This window comes from Psychrosphaera sp. 1_MG-2023, from assembly GCF_030548245.1.
GTDB lineage: Bacteria > Pseudomonadota > Gammaproteobacteria > Enterobacterales > Alteromonadaceae > Psychrosphaera > Psychrosphaera algicola.
The window spans coordinates 92,224-110,926 of record NZ_JAUORW010000006.1 but is presented as its reverse complement, the minus strand read 5'-3'; the positions used below and the strand labels follow the sequence as shown (position 1 = coordinate 110,926).

Annotated in this window: 14 protein-coding genes and 1 tRNA gene; 3 read left to right on the top strand and 12 right to left on the bottom strand. The window is 41.3% G+C overall.

What is annotated here, in order from left to right; all coding sequences use genetic code 11:
* Positions 1–24: 24 nt before the first annotated feature.
* The 5 genes from Q4575_RS07370 to pepA form a co-directional block, all read right to left on the bottom strand.
* Positions 25–225: a hypothetical protein gene (locus Q4575_RS07370; RefSeq protein ID WP_215965522.1), complete on the bottom strand. Its 201-nt coding sequence runs from the start codon at positions 223–225 to the stop codon at positions 25–27.
* A 9-nt stretch (positions 226–234) separates the two neighbouring features.
* Positions 235–1,095: an SPFH domain-containing protein gene (locus Q4575_RS07365; RefSeq protein WP_303521990.1), complete on the bottom strand. Its 861-nt coding sequence runs from the start codon at positions 1,093–1,095 to the stop codon at positions 235–237.
* 249 nt (positions 1,096–1,344) lie between these two features.
* Positions 1,345–4,203 (bottom strand): valine--tRNA ligase, encoded by a 2,859-nt coding sequence (locus Q4575_RS07360; RefSeq protein WP_303521988.1) that lies wholly within the window; start codon positions 4,201–4,203, stop codon positions 1,345–1,347.
* A gap of 31 nt (positions 4,204–4,234) precedes the next feature.
* Complete coding sequence (locus tag Q4575_RS07355) at positions 4,235–4,708, bottom strand: DNA polymerase III subunit chi (RefSeq protein ID WP_215965525.1); 474 nt, start codon at positions 4,706–4,708, stop codon at positions 4,235–4,237.
* 9 nt (positions 4,709–4,717) lie between these two features.
* Positions 4,718–6,223, bottom strand: coding sequence for a leucyl aminopeptidase (gene pepA, locus Q4575_RS07350; protein ID WP_215965526.1), 1,506 nt, complete (start codon positions 6,221–6,223; stop codon positions 4,718–4,720).
* Between the two features lie 316 nt (positions 6,224–6,539).
* On the opposite strand from pepA, the gene lptF reads away from it, so the two are divergent.
* Entirely contained in the window at positions 6,540–7,646 is a 1,107-nt protein-coding gene (lptF, locus tag Q4575_RS07345; RefSeq protein WP_215965527.1) for an LPS export ABC transporter permease LptF, read from the top strand.
* 1 nt (position 7,647) lies between these two features.
* Positions 7,648–8,724, top strand: coding sequence for an LPS export ABC transporter permease LptG (gene lptG, locus Q4575_RS07340; protein ID WP_215965528.1), 1,077 nt, complete (start codon positions 7,648–7,650; stop codon positions 8,722–8,724).
* Positions 8,725–8,783: 59 nt separating this feature from the next.
* Here lptG and Q4575_RS07335 read toward each other — a convergent pair whose 3' ends face one another.
* The gene (locus Q4575_RS07335; protein WP_303521984.1) at positions 8,784–9,293 is read right to left on the bottom strand and encodes an RDD family protein; all 510 of its coding nucleotides are present in this window, start codon (positions 9,291–9,293) and stop codon (positions 8,784–8,786) included.
* A 166-nt stretch (positions 9,294–9,459) separates the two neighbouring features.
* Here Q4575_RS07335 and Q4575_RS07330 point away from each other — a divergent pair.
* Positions 9,460–9,544: transfer RNA gene (locus Q4575_RS07330), tRNA-Leu, on the top strand.
* Between the two features lie 929 nt (positions 9,545–10,473).
* On the opposite strand, the gene Q4575_RS07325 is transcribed toward Q4575_RS07330, so the two are convergent.
* The 6 genes from Q4575_RS07325 to Q4575_RS07305 form a co-directional block, all read right to left on the bottom strand.
* Positions 10,474–11,040 (bottom strand): hypothetical protein, encoded by a 567-nt coding sequence (locus Q4575_RS07325; RefSeq protein ID WP_303521982.1) that lies wholly within the window; start codon positions 11,038–11,040, stop codon positions 10,474–10,476.
* Between the two features lie 844 nt (positions 11,041–11,884).
* Positions 11,885–14,164: a glycoside hydrolase family 95 protein gene (locus tag Q4575_RS07320; RefSeq protein ID WP_303521981.1), complete on the bottom strand. Its 2,280-nt coding sequence runs from the start codon at positions 14,162–14,164 to the stop codon at positions 11,885–11,887.
* Between the two features lie 35 nt (positions 14,165–14,199).
* On the bottom strand, positions 14,200–15,546 hold the full coding sequence (locus Q4575_RS07315; RefSeq protein WP_303521978.1) for a sulfatase-like hydrolase/transferase: 1,347 nt from the start codon (positions 15,544–15,546) through the stop codon (positions 14,200–14,202).
* Complete coding sequence (locus Q4575_RS19815; protein ID WP_368392945.1) at positions 15,491–15,631, bottom strand: sulfatase-like hydrolase/transferase; 141 nt, start codon at positions 15,629–15,631, stop codon at positions 15,491–15,493. Before Q4575_RS19815 ends, Q4575_RS07315 begins: the two co-directional genes overlap by 56 nt.
* Positions 15,632–16,658: 1,027 nt before the next feature.
* Complete coding sequence (locus tag Q4575_RS07310) at positions 16,659–17,972, bottom strand: HAMP domain-containing sensor histidine kinase (protein WP_303521976.1); 1,314 nt, start codon at positions 17,970–17,972, stop codon at positions 16,659–16,661.
* The gene (locus tag Q4575_RS07305; protein ID WP_215962678.1) at positions 17,972–18,661 is read right to left on the bottom strand and encodes a response regulator transcription factor; all 690 of its coding nucleotides are present in this window, start codon (positions 18,659–18,661) and stop codon (positions 17,972–17,974) included. The genes Q4575_RS07310 and Q4575_RS07305 overlap by 1 nt, the downstream gene beginning before the upstream one ends.
* Positions 18,662–18,703: the final 42 nt, after the last annotated feature.

Sequence of the window (18,703 nt, the reverse complement as noted above, 5' to 3'; positions counted from 1 at the left end):
GCAAGGCAAAGAAAAACACTATTTCTAGTGTTCTTCAGGGTCATTGTCCTTTACTTCAATTTGCACTTTTTCCACTAACTTCACTCGTCCCGAGTCCACTAATGCTTGGCGCAGTACGTACTCAATTTGAGCATTCACACTGCGTATTTCGTCGTCGGCCCAACGTTGCATCGCTGCAAGAACGTCGGGGTTTATTCTAAGTGGGTAGCTCTTTTTTTTAGTCATCTGCAATCCTTAATATAAGGAACCCGCATTCACTATTGGCTGTGCATTTTGGTCGCCACACAATACCACTAACAAATTGCTCACCATGGCGGCTTTACGTTCTTCGTCTAGCTCAACAATATTTTTTGCCGAAAGTTGTTCAAGTGCTAAATCAACCATACCGACCGCACCTTGTACAATTTTTTCACGGGCAGCAATTATTGCTGTCGCTTGTTGACGTTGTAACATCGCATGGGCGATTTCAGGGGCATAAGCCAAATGACTGATTCGAGCTTCATGCACTACCATACCGGCATTTTCAAGGCGGTTTTGCACTTCTATTGTTAATGCATCTGAAATCACTTGTGGGTCACCACGGAGTGAAATTGAACCTTCTTCGTAGATGTCATATGGGTAGCTAGTCGCTAAATTCCTAAGGGCGGCTTCAGATTGAATGCTAACGTAACTTTCGTAGTCATCGACTTCAAACACCGCTTGAGCAGTATCATTCACAGACCATACGATTACCGTTGCAATTTCAATTGGGTTACCTTGGTTGTCATTAACTTTTAACTGGCCGCTCTCAAAGTTTCTGATCCTAAGAGAAATATTGCGACGCATAAATAAAGGTATTGTCCAACGTAATCCCGTTTCTTTAACTGTGCCTACGTAGGAGCCAAATAAGGTTAGTACGCGGGCTTGTTTTGGCTGAACCATAAAAAAGCCTGGGTACATCAAACCGACTAAAATTGTCAGTAATAATGAAATACCGCTAAATTGGTTGGAGTGAATGCCGCCTGACACAACATTTGACCCAAGTACGAAACTCAGTACTGGCAACACAACAATCATGACGTAACCAGATATTGAAAAACCGTTTTTCTCATTCATAACTTTTCCCTCTTTCTCAGCTGTGCATTTACAGCAATTTTTTCTGTTGATACTCATTCCAATTTTGATAAATCATTTTGCTCGGCAAGGTTACAACCTAAAAACAGAACTTATGACATCAAAGTGATATCACTTTAGATCCATTTTTGAATATTGGCAAGGATCATTTCCGGTAAAATGCTAAATAAAAAGCAAAAAAAAGCCCGGAGCGTTATTCTCCGGGCTTTCCCAACTCAAACTATTACTAGATTAGATAGCTTCAATCTCTGCATACTGAGCTTTTAAACGAGCCACAAGTTGCTCTGCTTCCGCTTGTTTTGCTTTTTCTTTAGCAATAACGGCTTCAGGGGCGTTGCTCACAAATTTTTCATTTGATAACTTACCAACCACTCGCGACAACTCTTGATTAGCTTTATCGAGTGCTTTACTCAAACGTGCCAACTCAGCGTCTTTGTCGATTAATCCAGCCATTGGAATTAACACTTCCATATCACCAACTAAACCCGTCGCCGAAGCAGGTCCTTTTTCGTCTTTTGCTAAAACGTCGATAACATCCAGTTTCGCAAGAGATTTTAAGAATGACTTATTCGCGTCAAGTTTCGTTTGGTCATCGGCCGACATGTTACGAAGTAATACGTTAAGTGGTTTGTTAGGAGATAAATCCATTTCGCCACGAATGTTACGAATAACTAAGATGAACTGCTTCAACCATTCCACGTCGGTTTGCGCTTGTTGATCAATTTCACTATCAATAACCAACGGATATGGTTGTAACATGATGGTTGAGTTTTCAGGGGCCGCATTTGCCGCAAGTGGGTTCACTCGCTGCCAAATAGTTTCAGTGATATATGGCATAATTGGGTGCATTAGACGTAATAACGTCTCTAAAACATCAACTAGTGTTTTTCTGGTAGCACGCTGCTGAGCTTCATTACCTTTAAAGATAATTGGCTTTGTCAGCTCCAAGTACCAGTCACAGAATTGGTTCCATGTGAATTCGTACAACGTATTTGCCGCAAGGTCAAAACGGTAATTATCAAGCTGCTCACGAGTTGTTTTAACTGTGACTTGCAGTTGGCTGCGGATCCAGCGGTCAGCTAATGAATAATCAAGCTCGCCACCTTTAGCACCACAATCGTGTTCTTCGGTATTCATCAATACGTAGCGACTGGCATTCCACAATTTGTTGCAGAAGTTACGGTAACCTTCAAGACGTTTCATGTCCCAATTAATGTCACGTCCCGTTGACGCTAATGCCGCGAGAGTGAAGCGCAGTGCATCTGTGCCAGATACTTCCATCCCCTCTGGGAATTGCTTCTTAGTACTTTTAGCAATTTTTTCAGCCATCTTAGGCTGCATCATGTTACCGGTACGTTTTTCTAGCAGCTCGTCCAACTCAATGCCGTCGATGATATCAAGTGGGTCAATTACGTTACCCTTTGATTTCGACATCTTGTCGCCGTTTTCGTCGCGGATAAGACCGGTAACGTAAACGGTTTTAAATGGTACTTGAGGTTTGCCGTTTTCATCTTTGATGAAGTGAGTCGTCATCATGATCATTCTGGCAACCCAGAAGAAAATAATGTCAAAACCGGTAACCAATACGTCCGTTGGGTGGAAAGTTTTTAAGTCTTCTGTTTCTTCAGGCCAACCTAGTGTCGAGAACGTCCAAAGTGCTGAGGAGAACCATGTATCTAAAACGTCGTTGTCTTGTGTTAGTTTTACATCGTCGGCAATGTTGTTTGTTGCGCGAACTTCTGCTTCGTTGTTGCCAACATACACTTTCCCAGACTCGTCATACCAAGCTGGAATACGGTGTCCCCACCACAATTGACGTGAAATACACCAATCTTGAATGTCGCGCATCCAGGCAAAATACATATTTTCGTATTGCTTTGGCACAAACTCTATGTCGCCGTTTTCAACGGCTTCAGTGGCAGACTTCGCCATAGATTCAACACGGACATACCATTGGTCAGTCAACATAGGTTCGATAACAACACCACCACGGTCGCCATAAGGTACTGTTAGATCGTGATCTTTAATTTCTTGTAATAGACCTAACTCGTCCATTGCTGCAACAACGGCTTTACGCGCTGCAAAGCGTTCCAGCCCCTGAAATGCGTCTGGTAATTCAGTGCTGTATTCGGTAGATAGCTCGCCTTTGGTGTCAAAAACTTCTGCTTCTTGACGAATGTGGCCAACAAAATCTAATACGTTAATCATAGGCAATGCGTGACGTTTACCAACTTCATAGTCGTTAAAGTCATGGGCTGGAGTGATTTTCACACAACCCGTGCCTTTTTCCATATCAGCATGATCGTCGCCAACAATGCGTATACGACGATTAACAATCGGTAAGATAACGTCTTTACCAATTAAATCTTTATAACGTTCGTCCGCAGGGTTAACCGCAACTGCAGTGTCACCTAACAACGTTTCTGGACGAGTTGTCGCAACAACAAGATAATCTTTACCTTCCGCCGTTTTTACGCCATCCGCCAGTGGATAGCGGAAGTGCCACATAAAGCCCTTTTTATCTTTGTTTTCAACTTCAAGATCTGAAATGGCGGTTTGTAATTTTGGGTCCCAGTTTACAAGACGTTTACCGCGATAAATGAGGTCGTCGTTGTAAAGATCGATAAAGACTTTTTCTACGGCTTTAGATAAACCAGGGTCCATCGTGAAACGTTCACGTTCCCAGTCAACAGAGTTGCCTAAGCGACGCATTTGTTGGGTGATAGTACCGCCTGACTCTGCTTTCCAGTCCCAGACTTTTTCGATGAATTTTTCACGGCCTAATTCAGCACGTGACGTTTCGCCTTCTGCTGCAAGCTTACGCTCAACAACCATTTGCGTGGCGATACCGGCGTGGTCGGTACCCACTTGCCATAATGTATTAAACCCATCCATGCGCTTATAACGGGTAAGTGTATCCATGATAGTGTGTTGGAACGCGTGTCCCATGTGCAAGCTACCCGTTACATTTGGTGGTGGGATCACTATGCTATAACTTTCGCCTTCGTTTGAAGGTTTAAAGTGTCCCTGCTCTTCCCATTTTTGATAAAGAGTTTGTTCGATACTACTTGGATTGTAGGTTTTATCCATGATGATAATAGCCTTGAAAAAATGTCATTTCTTAAACGATGGATTCTGGAATTGGATTCGTGCTTAATTGGAATCCAGCCTGTTTGAGCTGCTTATAGCGCTCGCGAGCTGCCGCTTTACCTGCTTCATCAGCCGGTACAAAGTCGTGCCACTCTGATAATCCTTTAATTTTTTTATAGAAGTCTGGTATTTGCTCACAGGTATTGATGAAACAATTGCGCCGTAAATTACTGGCCTCCCAATTGATCTCAAGAGGTGTACCGTAATGCGGGCCTTCACCTGGCAAATTGTGTGGAATAAAGCGGCTTGCATCAAACTGCCACAGCCACTCATCCATCACATGGGCTTTGTCTTGATCATCAACGCCCATTTGGATCTTTTTATTCTGACGAAATAAATCCGCCGCTAACACACAGGCAAAATGCAACATCGGCGTAACCGATTCTGCATTTGGCGATTGTGGCACTTTGTGCTGGTCGTTTAACAACCAAAAAACGGCGTTCATTTAAATCCTTTATTGCTCGACGCTAATGCCAGCACGATTCATTAAAAATTGGGTTAACATAGGTACAGGTCGTCCGGTTGCGCCTTTGTTTGCGCCGCCACTTACCCAAGATGTCCCTGCAATGTCTAAGTGAGCCCAATTGTATTTTTTGGTAAATCGAGACAAGAAACACGCCGCAGTAATTGTGCCGGCATCACGTCCACCTAGATTTGAAAAGTCTGCAAACGGACTTTCAAGTTGATCTTGGTATTCGTCCCACAACGGTAAACGCCATGCTCTGTCGCCACTTTGCTCTGATGCATTCAACAGCTCGTGCGCCAATGGATTGTGATTACTCAATAACCCTGATGCATGTTTACCTAAGGCAACAACACAAGCGCCGGTAAGCGTTGCAACGTCAATAACCAATTCAGGGTCGAAGCGTTCAACGTAAGTTAACGCGTCACATAATACCAAACGGCCTTCGGCGTCGGTATTTAACACTTCAACGGTTTTACCCGACATAGTCGTTAACACGTCACCTGGACGATAGGCCTTTCCGCCCGGCATGTTTTCACAACCGGCCAAAATACCAATAACGTTAAGTGGTAACTTAAGTTCGACCAGTGAACGCATGGCGCCAAGAACACCTGCAGCGCCGCCCATATCGTATTTCATTTCATCCATGCCTGCGCCTGGTTTCAACGATATACCGCCTGAGTCAAAGGTTAACCCTTTACCAACAAGTACGATAGGTGCTTCATCTGACTTGCCACCTTGATAGTTTATTACGGTCATTATTGACTCGTTTTCACTACCACGGCCAACGGCAAGGTATGAATTCATACCCAGTTCCGCCATTTGTGCTTCGCCAATCGCTTCAACCGATACGTTATCGAATTGATCAAGAGCTTGCCCTTGCTCAGCTAAATACAGTGGGTTACAAATATTTGGCGGCATGTTTGCTACGTCACGACATAATTTAACACCGTTTGAAATCGCTAAACTGTGCTCAATCGCGCTTTCACCCAATGGTAATTCACGACGAGTTGGTACGTTAAATACAAGTTTACGTAAAGGACGACGCGCTTCATCTTTTTTGCTTTTTAATGCATCAAAGCTATACAAAGAAGCCAGTGTTGCTTCAACCGCCTGACGGACTTTCCAATAAGTGTCGCGCCCTTTTACATGCATTTCAGTTAAGAAACACACCGATTCCATCGAACCCGTTTCGTTTAGGGTATCTATGGTCTTTTTAATAATTTGACGATATTGGCGTTCGTTTAATTCTCGCTCTTTGCCGCAACCTACCAACAAAACTCGTTCGCTCAATACGTTAGGCACATGGTGCAATAATAAAACCTGACCAGGCTTACCCTCTAGATCACCACGACGTAAAAGATTACTGATGTACCCTTCACTGATCTGATCTAATTGTTCAGCTATTGGCGATAGACGACGCGGTTCATACACACCAACAACAATACAAGCACTACGTTGTTTTTCTGGGCTGCCGCTTTTTACGCTAAATTCCATGATTTCTCCAAATATAGAGCGAAGGTACTAATGATTTCGGGATCTGATTAGTGTGTCAAAATAACCATTATTTTATGGTATCGTTTCACGTTTAAATCAAAACCGAATTTTAAATTCAAATTAATTATCGGTGTTTCATGGATTTAACATTATAATCCATTGCACAGGTGCTTTATTTAACGTTAACTAAGCTGTTCCCGATAACTTCTGCACTGATTTTTAGTCGATGCGTTTTGAACAATTCTTATAAAAATAAGAAGTTTACTTAAAAATCGGCATATTTCCAGTAAAAGTACAAGTTTTAAAAGGTTTATTTGTGATTATTCTGCGTTATTTAACCGCTGAAGTTTTTAAGTCGCAGTTTGCGGTTTTTCTAGTGTTCATGAGTATTTTCATGAGCCAAACATTTGTTCGAGTTTTGGCTGATGCGTCAGAGGGTAAAATACCCGGTTATCTCGTGCTTTCGATTATCGGCCTAAGATTCCCGCAACTTGCCGCAATTATACTGCCACTGAGCATGTTTTTAGGCGTTATGCTCGCCTATGGACGACTTTATGCCGATCAGGAAATGAGTGTTTTAAAGGCCACTGGTGTATCAGAGTGGTACGTGACCCGTGTCACGCTTGTACTTGCAACTATGGTTGCTATTTTTGGTGGCGTGATCACTATGTACTTAGCGCCACTCGCCACCGAATATGAATACCAAGTGCGCGAAAACGCTGCCGCCGAAGGGGTATTATCGACCCTTACCGCTGGACGATTTCAGCAAGCAGGTAACGTAAATTCAGTTGTCTTTGTGCATGAAATCGAGCGCGACACATCCATGATGAAAAAGGTATTTGTTGCTCAAGGCAATGATAACGGCGTTCAGAGTGTGGTTTATGCCCTTAATGGCCAGTTAAAAGAGCAGGAAAACGGTGAACAAGACTTGGTGCTATCCGGCGGCCAACGTTATTTCTTAAGCGAAGATGAAGCTCCACAGCGATTAACCTTTTCAGAATATCAAATATTGATGGAAGACCAAGCCATCGAACGAAGACGACGGAATTACACAGCTTTGCCTACGTTAGAGTTAATGAAATCAAATGAATTGGAAGCGGTTGCCGAATTCCAATGGCGGTTAGCGATCCCCCTTACCATTCCTATTCTCGCTATGATTGCCGTACCTCTTAGTTCAGTGAACCCTCGCCAGGGCCGGTTTGGTAAGATCATGCCTGGATTAGGTTTGTTTTTTGCCTATTACATCTTACTTGTTTTGGCTAAATCTGCGCTTGAAGATGGCAAAATACCTCCGCAAATAGGACTTTGGTGGATCCATTTATTTGGATTATTCACCGCTATTTTATTGCTACTCAGAGATCGAAGTTTTGGCGGTAAAGTTCGCAAGTCTTGGTTGTCCTTATCAAGTAAAGGTGGAGCGTAACATGTTACAAATGTCGTTAATTGAGCGTTACGTAGGCCGAACGGTAGTTACTTCGATATTAGTTACCTTAGGTGTTCTCGTTGGCATTAGTTCTCTTTTTCGCTTTATCGAACAGTTAAAATATATTGGACGCGCTGACTTTACGGCAATAACTGCGGGATTATATTCGCTTTATTTAGTGCCTCAAGATATTGAAATATTTTTCCCTATGGCGGCTATGATTGGCGGTTTAGTGGGGTTAGGTGCCCTAGCACAAAACTCTGAACTGGTAGTAATGCAAGCCGTTGGTATGTCTAAAACCAATGTCATCAGTGCGGTTCTAAAAGCAAGTACGGTTCTCATCATTATTATGATGTTCTTCTCAGAATGGGGAGTACCAACCTCAGTAAGAGCCGCTACAGAGTTAAAATCTCAGGCAATAAGCAGTGGTAAAGTCTACAGTGCCGAACAAGGTATCTGGGCCAAAGATACCGATGCCTTTGTTAATATCAAAGAAGTGACAGAAGAAGGTACTCTAATTAAAGTCGAAGTCTTTGACTTTGATCACAACCTTAAACTTAAACGTCAACTCAGCGCTGAATCGGGTGCTTTTGATAACGGTCACTGGGTACTAAATAACGTCGTTATCCGCTCTTGGTTTAACCGACAAATAACAACAGAAACACATGACGTAATGCCCTGGCCGACGGATCTAGCCCCTGATAAATTGGGTATAGTTTCAATTAGACCTGAACGCATGGCCTTTAGTGAATTGCTAGACTACTTAGATTATTTAGAGCGAAATGAGCAAAATGCCAATCGTTATGAGTTGGCCTTTTGGCGTAAAGTTTTTCAACCAATAAACGTAGCGGTAATGCTGTTGTTAGCTCTTTCGTTTATCTTTGGGCCGCTGAGAAGCGTGACTATGGGGGCTCGTATAATTATGGGTATATTAACGGGATTTGCGTTTTTCTTGTTTGACCGAGTATTTGGTTCAATGTCGTTGGTTTATCAAATACCGCCGGTAATAGGCGCGTTTTCGCCAACCTTAGTATTTAGTTTAGTTGCCCTTCGGCTGCTAACCAAAAAGCAAAAGTAACAAATATATAAAGAGATAAACGCGCAGATGAAGTAGAGGCTCGACACCGAGCCTTTTATTTAGTGCGTTTGGTTTGGGTCTTCAACTCCGCGTAAATAAACACGTTTATTGGCTTCTTTAGTCAACAAGACCACTTCCGTATTTGAAATTTTGTCTTGTAGTGACAATTTATTTTTGGGCGTAAACAGTACCAATATATTACCCAATCCACCTAATGCGAAAAGTGCTCTAATAGCTGTTCTTTTTAACGTTAATGGTTTGCCATTAGTGCTTTGAATTTTTAATCTCCAAGCCCGCATCCCCAAAGTTTGGCCCCCGTCGTACCAAAACCAGGTATAAAAGAACCAAGTAACCAAAACCAGTTCTGCTTGGAACCACCACTGATTATTCAAAAATGCCGAATGGTCAACATAGCCATCTAGTTTAATTAATCCATTACCTTCAAGTAAACTGATGACGATAAAGTTCGCAACCGTTGTAAGCATTAACAATGCAATAACGGCAAGCAGATCATAGACAATAACTAACAGGCGTTTAACGAACCCTGCTCGTGGGAAACTATCAGACATGGGACAACCAAATTCAATTTTTAGAATCGCTAGTCTATCAAGTTAATTGCAAATGCCAACTTTCACCGCTCAATCGAACAATATATGGTCAAATAGACAGCAAAACTAAATAAACCACTTGCAAGCCGCTTTGTCATAGTTATAATTCGTCTCGCTTTATTGCTGTGCCGGTGTGATGGAATTGGTAGACATAGGGGATTCAAAATCCCCCGCAGAAATGCGTGGCGGTTCGAGTCCGCCCACCGGTACCATTTGCTTTTCTAGAATGGAAAAGTAAAAAATTAACAGCAGAAATGCGTGGCGCTAATGTAAGAGCAGTCCGCCTACCGGTACCATTTGCTTTTCTAGAATGGAAAAGTAAAAAATTAACAGCAGAAATGCGTGGCGCTAATATAAGAGCAGTCCGCCCACCGGTACCATTTGCTTTTCTAGTTTAGGGAAGTAAAAATTAACCGATAATCTCCCTGAGATATCGGTTTTTTTATGCCTGAAATTTAGGTGTAATAACACGTTGTTTTAAAGAAAAACCGTCATCCCAAATCAACAGAAATAACGTCATTCCCTAGCTTGTAATATGAGTCGAGCCACAGCGATATTCAAAACCTCCAACCAAGTGCAGAGGAAGTACATAATTCGCTTATAATTAGCTCATAATAATCAGAACAAAAAACGTCATCCCAAAAGAGCCTAAGCGATATTAGGGATCTCCAACCAAGTGCAGAGGAGGTTCATAATCCACCTTAAATTGGCTCTCAGTAATCAGAACAAAAACGTCATTCCCTAGCTTGTAATAAGAGTCGAGCCACAGCGATATTAGGGATCTCCAACCAAGTGCAGAGGAGGTTCATAATCCAACTTAAATTGGCTCTCAGTAATCAGAACAAAAAACGTCATCCCAAATCAACAGAAATAACGTCATTCCCTAGCTTGTAATATGAGTCGAGCCACAGCGATATTCAAAACCTCCAACCAAGTGCAGAGGAAGTTATAAATATCAGCAACTCTGACCCCACTGGTCGCTAGCCGTAGAAGCACTATCAAGGTCAAATATTGCATCCTGAACAGCCTGCCAAAGTTGGTATTCATCATCATTCATTATTTATTTCCTTTTACTGGTTAAATTCACAAATTTTTTTCCAATTGTTAAATCAGTAATTTCAAAGTTTCTTAAGCATATGAGTTAAATACCTTTCTTTTTAATAGGTACAAACTTCATGCTATAAAGAGTGTTTTCCGAATTAAAGTCTTTGCCTATGCCATATAAGAAATTCAGGGTAACCTTTAAATTACGCAATGAATTTACTGCTGTTAGCCTTGCTTTAAAGCTTTCTTTTCCTTTAAAGATTTCATTCTGCGGCTCTATGTTGACATTAACTTCGAAACCTAAACACTCAAACAAGTTGTATATTTGGGTATATGACAAATACCAGCTAAATCCAATATCACGCCACACTTTTGGTACCTCTCTAGGGGTAGTTAAGTACATACTTTCAAACAGCCCATTTTTTACCCAAAATGCTTGACCATGGATTAAATAAAACTTTTCGTTATCACCCAAAATTCCATTTACCATTAACTCCTCTTCTGTCGTTTCGCCAATATTAAAACCGAAGACTGGAAAAAAAGCTCCTCCCTCTTTACAAGAACTTTCTATAGAATTTGCAGGGCGTTCTTTTAATTCGGTTGCTGATACATTTGTTATGCAACTTAAAACGAAAACCGAAAGTACTAATAATGTTTTATTCATTTTTCTATCCTATTGTTGGTTATTTATATTGGCCGCCCACCGGTACCATTTGCTTTTCTAGAATGGAAAAGTAAAAATTAATAGCAGAAATGCGTGGCGCTAATATAAGAGCAGTCCGCCCACCGGTACCATTTGCTTTTCTAGTTTAGGGAAGTAAAAATTAACCGATAATCCCCTGAGATATCGGTTTTTTTATGCCTGAAATTTAGGTGTAATAACACGTTGTTTTAAAGAAAAACCGTCATCCCAAATCAACAGAAATAACGTCATTCCCTAGCTTGTAATAAGAGTCGAGCCACAGCGATATACAGAACCTCCAACCAAGTGCAGAGGAGGTTCATAATCCACCTTGCAGACTGCGCCTGTCTTTGCCTTGCAGGCGGCTATTCCGACTGCGTCGACCATACTGACGTGGTACTTGTGCCTTGCAGGCAGCTTTTCGCCTAAAGGCGAGTCACTTTTCTCAACAGCTAGAAAAGTAACCAAAAGAGCCGCTTTCGGCCAAATCCCTAATCCTTATTTGATATTTATATTATCGTCGAAGACGGAATGTAAATTCGTCCATGAACACATTCCTTGCAACGGCGTCCCTGCCGTTCACTTCGAGATATAAATCTCAACCAAGGGGGATTTCGACGAAGAAAAAGTCGCCTGAAATTTAGGTGTAATAACACGTTGTTTTAAAGAAAAACCGTCATCACAAATCAACAGAAATAACGTCATTCCCTAGCTTGTAATATGAGTCGAGCCACTGCGATATTCAGAACCTCCAACCAAGTGCAGAGGAAGTTATAAATATCAGCAACTCTGACCCCACTGGTCGCTCCCACTTCGTAACATGCTTTTAAAAATGTACAATTTTAGGGGTATTAGCTTTCAGGCTAATAAGTTTATTCTTGTTCTTATAAATGAGCTTGAAATCGCCACCATCAAGCGCATTTAACGTCGCTGACACGAGTTTATTTTTCTGCCATTTTAGGTCAACTACGATATTACCTCGAGCACGTAGCCCAGTGATTTCCCCTTCGGACCAAACGTCTGGTAAGGCGGGTAAAAACTCTATGCTACCGGTGTGAGATTGTAATAACATTTCGGCAACAGCATTAGTTGCGCCAAAGTTCCCATCGATCTGGAAAGGTGGATGCGTATCAAAGAGGTTTGGTAGAACCCTTTTTGAAAGCAGATTGCCAAACAAAGTGTGGGCACGATTACCATCAAGCAGACGAGCCCAGAAGTTTATCTTCCAAGCAAGAGACCAACCCGTACCACTGTCGCCGCGAAACTTTAATGAAACTTTGGCTGCTTCTGTTAATTCTGGGGTTCCTCGCGGTGTTATTTGTCGCCCAGGGTGCAAGCCATAAAGATGATTCACGTGGCGATGAGTGTCTTGCGGATCATCTAAGTCTTCTTTCCACTCTTGTAGTTGTCCGTGTTTACCAATTTTTAATGGCGAAAGTCTTGAACGCATATTGCGCCAAAGAGTGACTTTATCAGCATCAACTTCAAGGATTTCTGCAGCTTCAATACAGATACTTAAAATATCGTATGCAACTTGTTGGTCCATGGTACTACCCACTGTGATAGGACCATGCTCAGGTGAAAATGAAGGTGATGATACAAGCGTACCATCGTCATCTACTGTTAGGTATTGCTCCCAGAATAATACAGCCTCTTTGAGTATTGGGTAGGCAGTGTTTTGTAAATAAGTTGTATCTCGACCGAAGTTATAATGCTCCCATGTATGGCGCGAAAGCCACGCTGCCGCGTTAGGCGCATAACCCCAATTAAACTTCCAACCCGGAGCGGTAAATCCGAAAGTATTAATCATCGTATGCGCAACCCAACCCTCGGCATCATAATATTCTTTCGCAGTCACACGACCTGGTTCACGGAGACTATCGATAAACTCAATTAATGGGGTTACCGTCTCCGCCAAATTAGTCGTTTCTGCCATCCAGTAATTCATCTGCAGATTGATATTAGCGTGGTAGTCACTAGTCCATTGAGGGTTATTACTATTGTTCCACACTCCTTGTAGGTTAGCTGGAAGACTACCGGGCCGTGAAGAGGCTATCATCATGTAGCGGCCAAAATTAAACAGCAAAATTTCAAGGCCACGGTCATCACGTGATTCCTTATAGTTTTGAATGCGCTCATTAGTCGGCGTAGTGAAATTATCCTTACCAGTAATGTTTAGTTTAACGCGGTTATATAACGTTTGATGATCTGTTCGATGTGTCTCACGAATATTGTCGTAGCCCTTTTCAACTGCTTTAGTTATCGCTTTCTCGGTAATAGCAAGGTAATCAGTACCTTTGTATTCAGGGTAACTTTGTTTGTATTCAGTTGCGGCAACTTGATAAAGTACAACACTGTCCGCGCCTATTATGATGATGCGCCCATTGACCAGTTCGCGAGAGCCACCGTTGTTGACGGCAATTAAGCGCATTTGCCACTTCATTTTGTTGCCATGAACATTTCCTTCATAAGAAAATCCACCAGCAATCGTTTTCGTTTTTGTCAATTGTTGAGCGGATTTAAAATCGATATCCAAATTGATAGACGCATTTTGTGAAGCTTCAAAGCGATGTACCAATAAACGATCCGGGTACGAGGCAAAATGGGTGCGTGTAAAGATCACATTGTCATCTTTATAAGAGACTAATGCCTCTGCCTTTTTAAAATCAAGGGAACGACGATAGTCGGTAACCTGATCATGCCCTGTCTTAATGATGAGAGAACCAAAGTTTTGGTATGCGCCATACGCACGTTGGTTGCCTACTAATTTCTTAGACGCTAGCTTAGAGGCTTGTTGGTCTTTGCCAGCTTTGAATAAACTCTGGACTTCCTTAAGATATTTAGCTCGGCCTTGGTAATTACCTCCTTGATAGTCGGCCCACATGCCTTTACCACCATCCCATAAGGTTTTTTCGTTAAATTGAATCACTTCGGTGCCCACTTTTCCGAAAATCATCGCTCCCATATAGCCATTGCCAATAGGCAATGCTTCTCGTTCCCAGCCTTTAGCCGGTTTGTCATACCAAGAACCATCGAAATTTTTGGCGGGTTCAGCAAAAGCCGCAGCAGCGTAAAAAATGGACAATATTAATAATAGTTGTTTCATTTTAGTTTGATTTCTCATTCAATTAAGTTAATAAGTTAAGGCCAAGCCGAGTCAAATTCTTTATCAAAAATTTCTTTTAAGCGTTTGGCAACATCAGGGTATTGTTTAATCACATTGTTTTCTTCAAGATGGTTTTCACGCAAAGAATAGAGTTGCTGAGTACCATCCTTGAATTGAGAAAATTTCCAGCCCTTGTTATCAATCACCACACCTTTCATTTTTTTACCGCCACGAACAAATATCCAGTTGTGCTCCTGGCTCTCTTTGCCAAGTAATGTCGGCAGATAAGATAGTCCATCTTTTTTGGCAATACGCTCATCAGTAGATTTAACAATGCTTGCCAGGGTCGGTAAAAAATCGTAATGCGTGGTAAGGCGATTTGTTTTAGTGCCGGGGGCTATATGTCCGGGCATACGTACAATCATTGGTGTAAGAATACCACCTTGGAAAGCAGACCATTTCATATTAGCCATTCCCGCCCCCCCATTAAAGATGTCTCCGCCATTACTTGTACGCCACTTGTTTTTCTCGAAGTCAGCTTGGCTGCCATCCATCAGTTTATTTTTACGGGACTTTGGCAAAAAGCCTTGTTTATTTTGGTAATAAGTTTCGTGACCATTATCAGAGGTGAAAAAAACGATGGTATTTTCATCCATACCGAGAACTTTTAGCTCCTGCATAATCAGACCAACGTGGTCGTCTAACATTTTAACCATACTGGCATACTTTTTTTCTGACAGGGTTAACTCTTCCCGATTGATATAATCAGGGTGTAGTTTATTAATCGCAACAGGACCGTGTGGCAACTGCGTGCTGTGATAAAGAAAAAACGGTTTGTCTTTATGGTTTTTTTTATGATCACGCATGAAGCTCAGCATCTCATTTAACAACACATTTTGAGAATAAGTTTCACCACCTGTTCCTACTGGTTCTTTACCTGACTCACTGCGCTTGCCTGCATTAGCATAAGGATTTCCTTTGAGTGGAAGCTTATTGCCGTTCTTCCATAAATAAGATGGATAAAATCCATGTGCACGTGCGTGGTCGTAATAACCCACATAATGATCCCAACCATGGCGCGTAACTCGCTCGTGCCACGTTAAAAAGCCAGTATCTAGTTTGCCAAATTGAGCAGTGCGATAACCAACATCTTTGGCTACTTGAGCTAAAAACAGCGTGTCATCATCTATTCGCGCTTTAGCGTTGAGTTTTTGTATATGTTTATCGTATTGACGTTGCCACTGCTCATCTGAGAGCTTAGGGGTATTTCGATCAAGCTTAACTATAAAACCACCTTTGCTATGTGGCCCCGCCCCGATTCGACCATCATGCAGACCATTCAGTAGGTCTCCACCGTGCAGGGGCACAGTAGGTGTTAGCATGATAATTGGTAAACTCTATTCCTTCTTGCGCTAAAAGATCGATGTTAGGTGTCGTAACTATTTTTTGACCATACCGACTCAGCATTCCCATCCCTAAATCGTCGGCAAAAATAAGGACTACATTAGGTCGCTGCGTAGCAGAAGAACCATAAGACATAACAGTGAACCAAAGAATTAAAATAGCCGATAATATTTTCATTATGTTATATCTCTTTATATGAGAATTAATTTCTAACATTAAAACGAACAATGTAAATTCGATTAAATTTATTCTTAACTCGGACCCTGTGGTTACCATGGTAACGGGACAAAATTTGTTTGGTTAAGGATAACAATATCTACACATGTATTATTTGTATAATGCGTTCCAAACTGCTCTAAGTGCTTACTTGTTTATGATAAATGGTATTGCTTTTATCCTTTAGAGATAGCACAAAGGGAGAATGATGAATTGATACTCTCCGTTTAAATTTTTAGCTAAAGTCTAAATACCAAATTTTATTTTTAGTAATGTACGACGACGCATTTTTAAATGTTCCCAATTTTAAATCGTCTACTTATGTAAACAGTTTCTCCCCATAAAACCGTAATTTTTAGCAGCCACAATATTATAATTTTGGAACAACAGGAGGGAGCCCGGCATTTCCGCGCCTAGCTGAGTTGGTTTTTTTAGCAATAGCCAGCTTTTAGGTATGAGTTTGCGCATTGCTATACGCAAAAATTTCGTATTCTAGTAACTACTAACGTCAAATCAATCGCATTAACCACATTAAAAAATTGAACTAAAAGTAAATAAATATCGAGATGACATTTATTTATCCAGAACAAGATTAATAAAAATTTACAAAACGCTCCCCCAACTTTTGGAGTTGATAAATAGTATTCAAAGATGGTGAGTTAGTTTAGACAAGATGGCCATATCAAAACTAGTGGACCATAAACTGTCAGTCAATTTCACTGTTTTTTCACAAACCCGCTTTTTTAGTCTCCTTTTACTTAGAATATAAATCAGCCCAACGATATTTGGCATTTGCAGCCAAGTGCACTAGAAGTTTGAAATATCAGCAACTCTGACCCCACTGGTCGGGAAATCAAGGTGAAAGAATTAAATGCTATGTGAGTTCTATCGCAATCTTGGTTCCCCGCTCACTTGAAACGGTTAGTCGCCAGTCTTGGTGTTCACATAGTCGTTTTACTATAGATAATCCAAATCCATAACCTGTGCTTTGGTCGCCTTTAACGGCGGGGTCGGTTATTTTTTCAGAAAGGTTGGGCTCAATGCCAGGTCCGGTGTCGGCAATAACCAAAGTGTTATTTTGCATTTCGATTGTGACGTTTCCTTGTTGTGTATATTGAAATGCATTTCCAATTAAATTGTCTAACAACACTTTTAACATGCCAGATTGGGCATAAACTTCGACATTGCAGCTATCGTCCACATCAACTTGAATTGGCTTGTTGTTGATAAGGTGGCTTTGGTCAATTACCGATTGTTCGATTAAAGGCAGGATCTTAATGTGGTTTTTAGTTGCTTCAGTATGTTCTTCTCTAGCAAGCGTTAACAGTGTAATAACCGTTTGTTCCATTTGCGTACTTGCCTGAGAAATACGGTCAATGATAGGTTTAATCACAGGAATTGAATCTAGATTATTGTAAACCTCCACCGCATTTTTGATCACAGCAACGGGTGTTCTTAGCTCGTGACTTACATCTCGAGTAAAACATTTCTCCCTTAGTAAACTTTGATTCATTCTGGTCAATGTACTTTCTAGGGTATGTGCCAATTTGCCAATCTCATTATTGGGAAACTGCTTTGCAAATGAATCGGGAATGTTTTCTGGCGCTACGCCGTGAACTAAGTCTGCAAGTTGTTTTAACGGTCTTGCGGTTTTTCTGCCTAATTGCCATGCAATAACGAAAGCAAATAGCACCAATATAAATCCCGCAATGAACATTGTCTTTAATAAATTTTTACTGATAGGACGAACTAACAACATTTCGCTGACTTCTGCCACAAGGTAAATATTTTCAAATTTTGGCAGTGCCAGCAAGTGATAATGACGGCCATTTTCTCCAGAAAATTCTTTTCTGTTGGGCTCATCAATAAATCGTGATTTTATATCCTTTGGCAGGGAGTCCTTTGAGAAGTATAACGTCATGTAGCTGACACGAGGCGCCGGCCAGCTTTGAGTTTTATTGAAACCTTGTTGAAGATAATGCGCTTCTTGATTGACTTCTCGTTCGATAAATTCATCTTCTATATTGTACAATAAGACAAAACAGAACATTCCCCACACAGCAGAAACAAACAGAGTAAATAAGCAAAATTGACTGACAATTTTGCCACTTAAACTATGGAACTTTTGCCCTGTTGTATGGCCGAGTATCTGCGATTGTGGGGTTGGATTAATTTTATTATGCGTCATTATTTTTTCACGTCCAATACAAAGCCAATACCATGCAACGTTTTAATCATGGGGTAATCAAATGGTTTATCTAACGTATTCCTAAGTTGGTATATGTGTGATCTAAGCGCATCCGATTCTGTTGGCTCGTCGCCCCATAATTTTTGAGATAAGGTTGAACGACTCACTACTTGTGGAAACGCTTCGGCTAATATTGTCAAAATCCGATAACCCATTGTGTGTAGCTCTAGTGGTTTTTCTTCACGAGTGACCAGTTGTTTTTTTCGATCGATGACCAACTTATCAAACGTTAAAATGTGGTTAGTTTGCAACAAATGTCGCCGAGATAAAGCTAAACAGCGTACTTCAAGTTCTTCCAAAGAAAACGGTTTTGTCAGGTAGTCGTCTGCGCCCGTTGTAAAACCCGAAATTTTATCCTCAATGCTATCTCTTGCGGTAAGCATGATTATTGGCACATGGTGACTCGCCTGAAGACGTAACTGGGTGCAAACCTCAAGGCCACTCATAACGGGTAAATTTAAGTCTAAAATGACAACGTCATAATGATTGGCTAACGCCAGCTTAAATCCCTGTTCTCCTTGGGTTGCGAAGTCTAATACATGACCTTTATTTTCCATGTATTCAGCAATGTTTTGAGCTATGTTTTGTTGGTCTTCAACGACCAAAATGTATAGAGATTGCGTATTCATGTCTTTCTCAGATTAAACGTTCCTTAACGCAAATTAGTATAG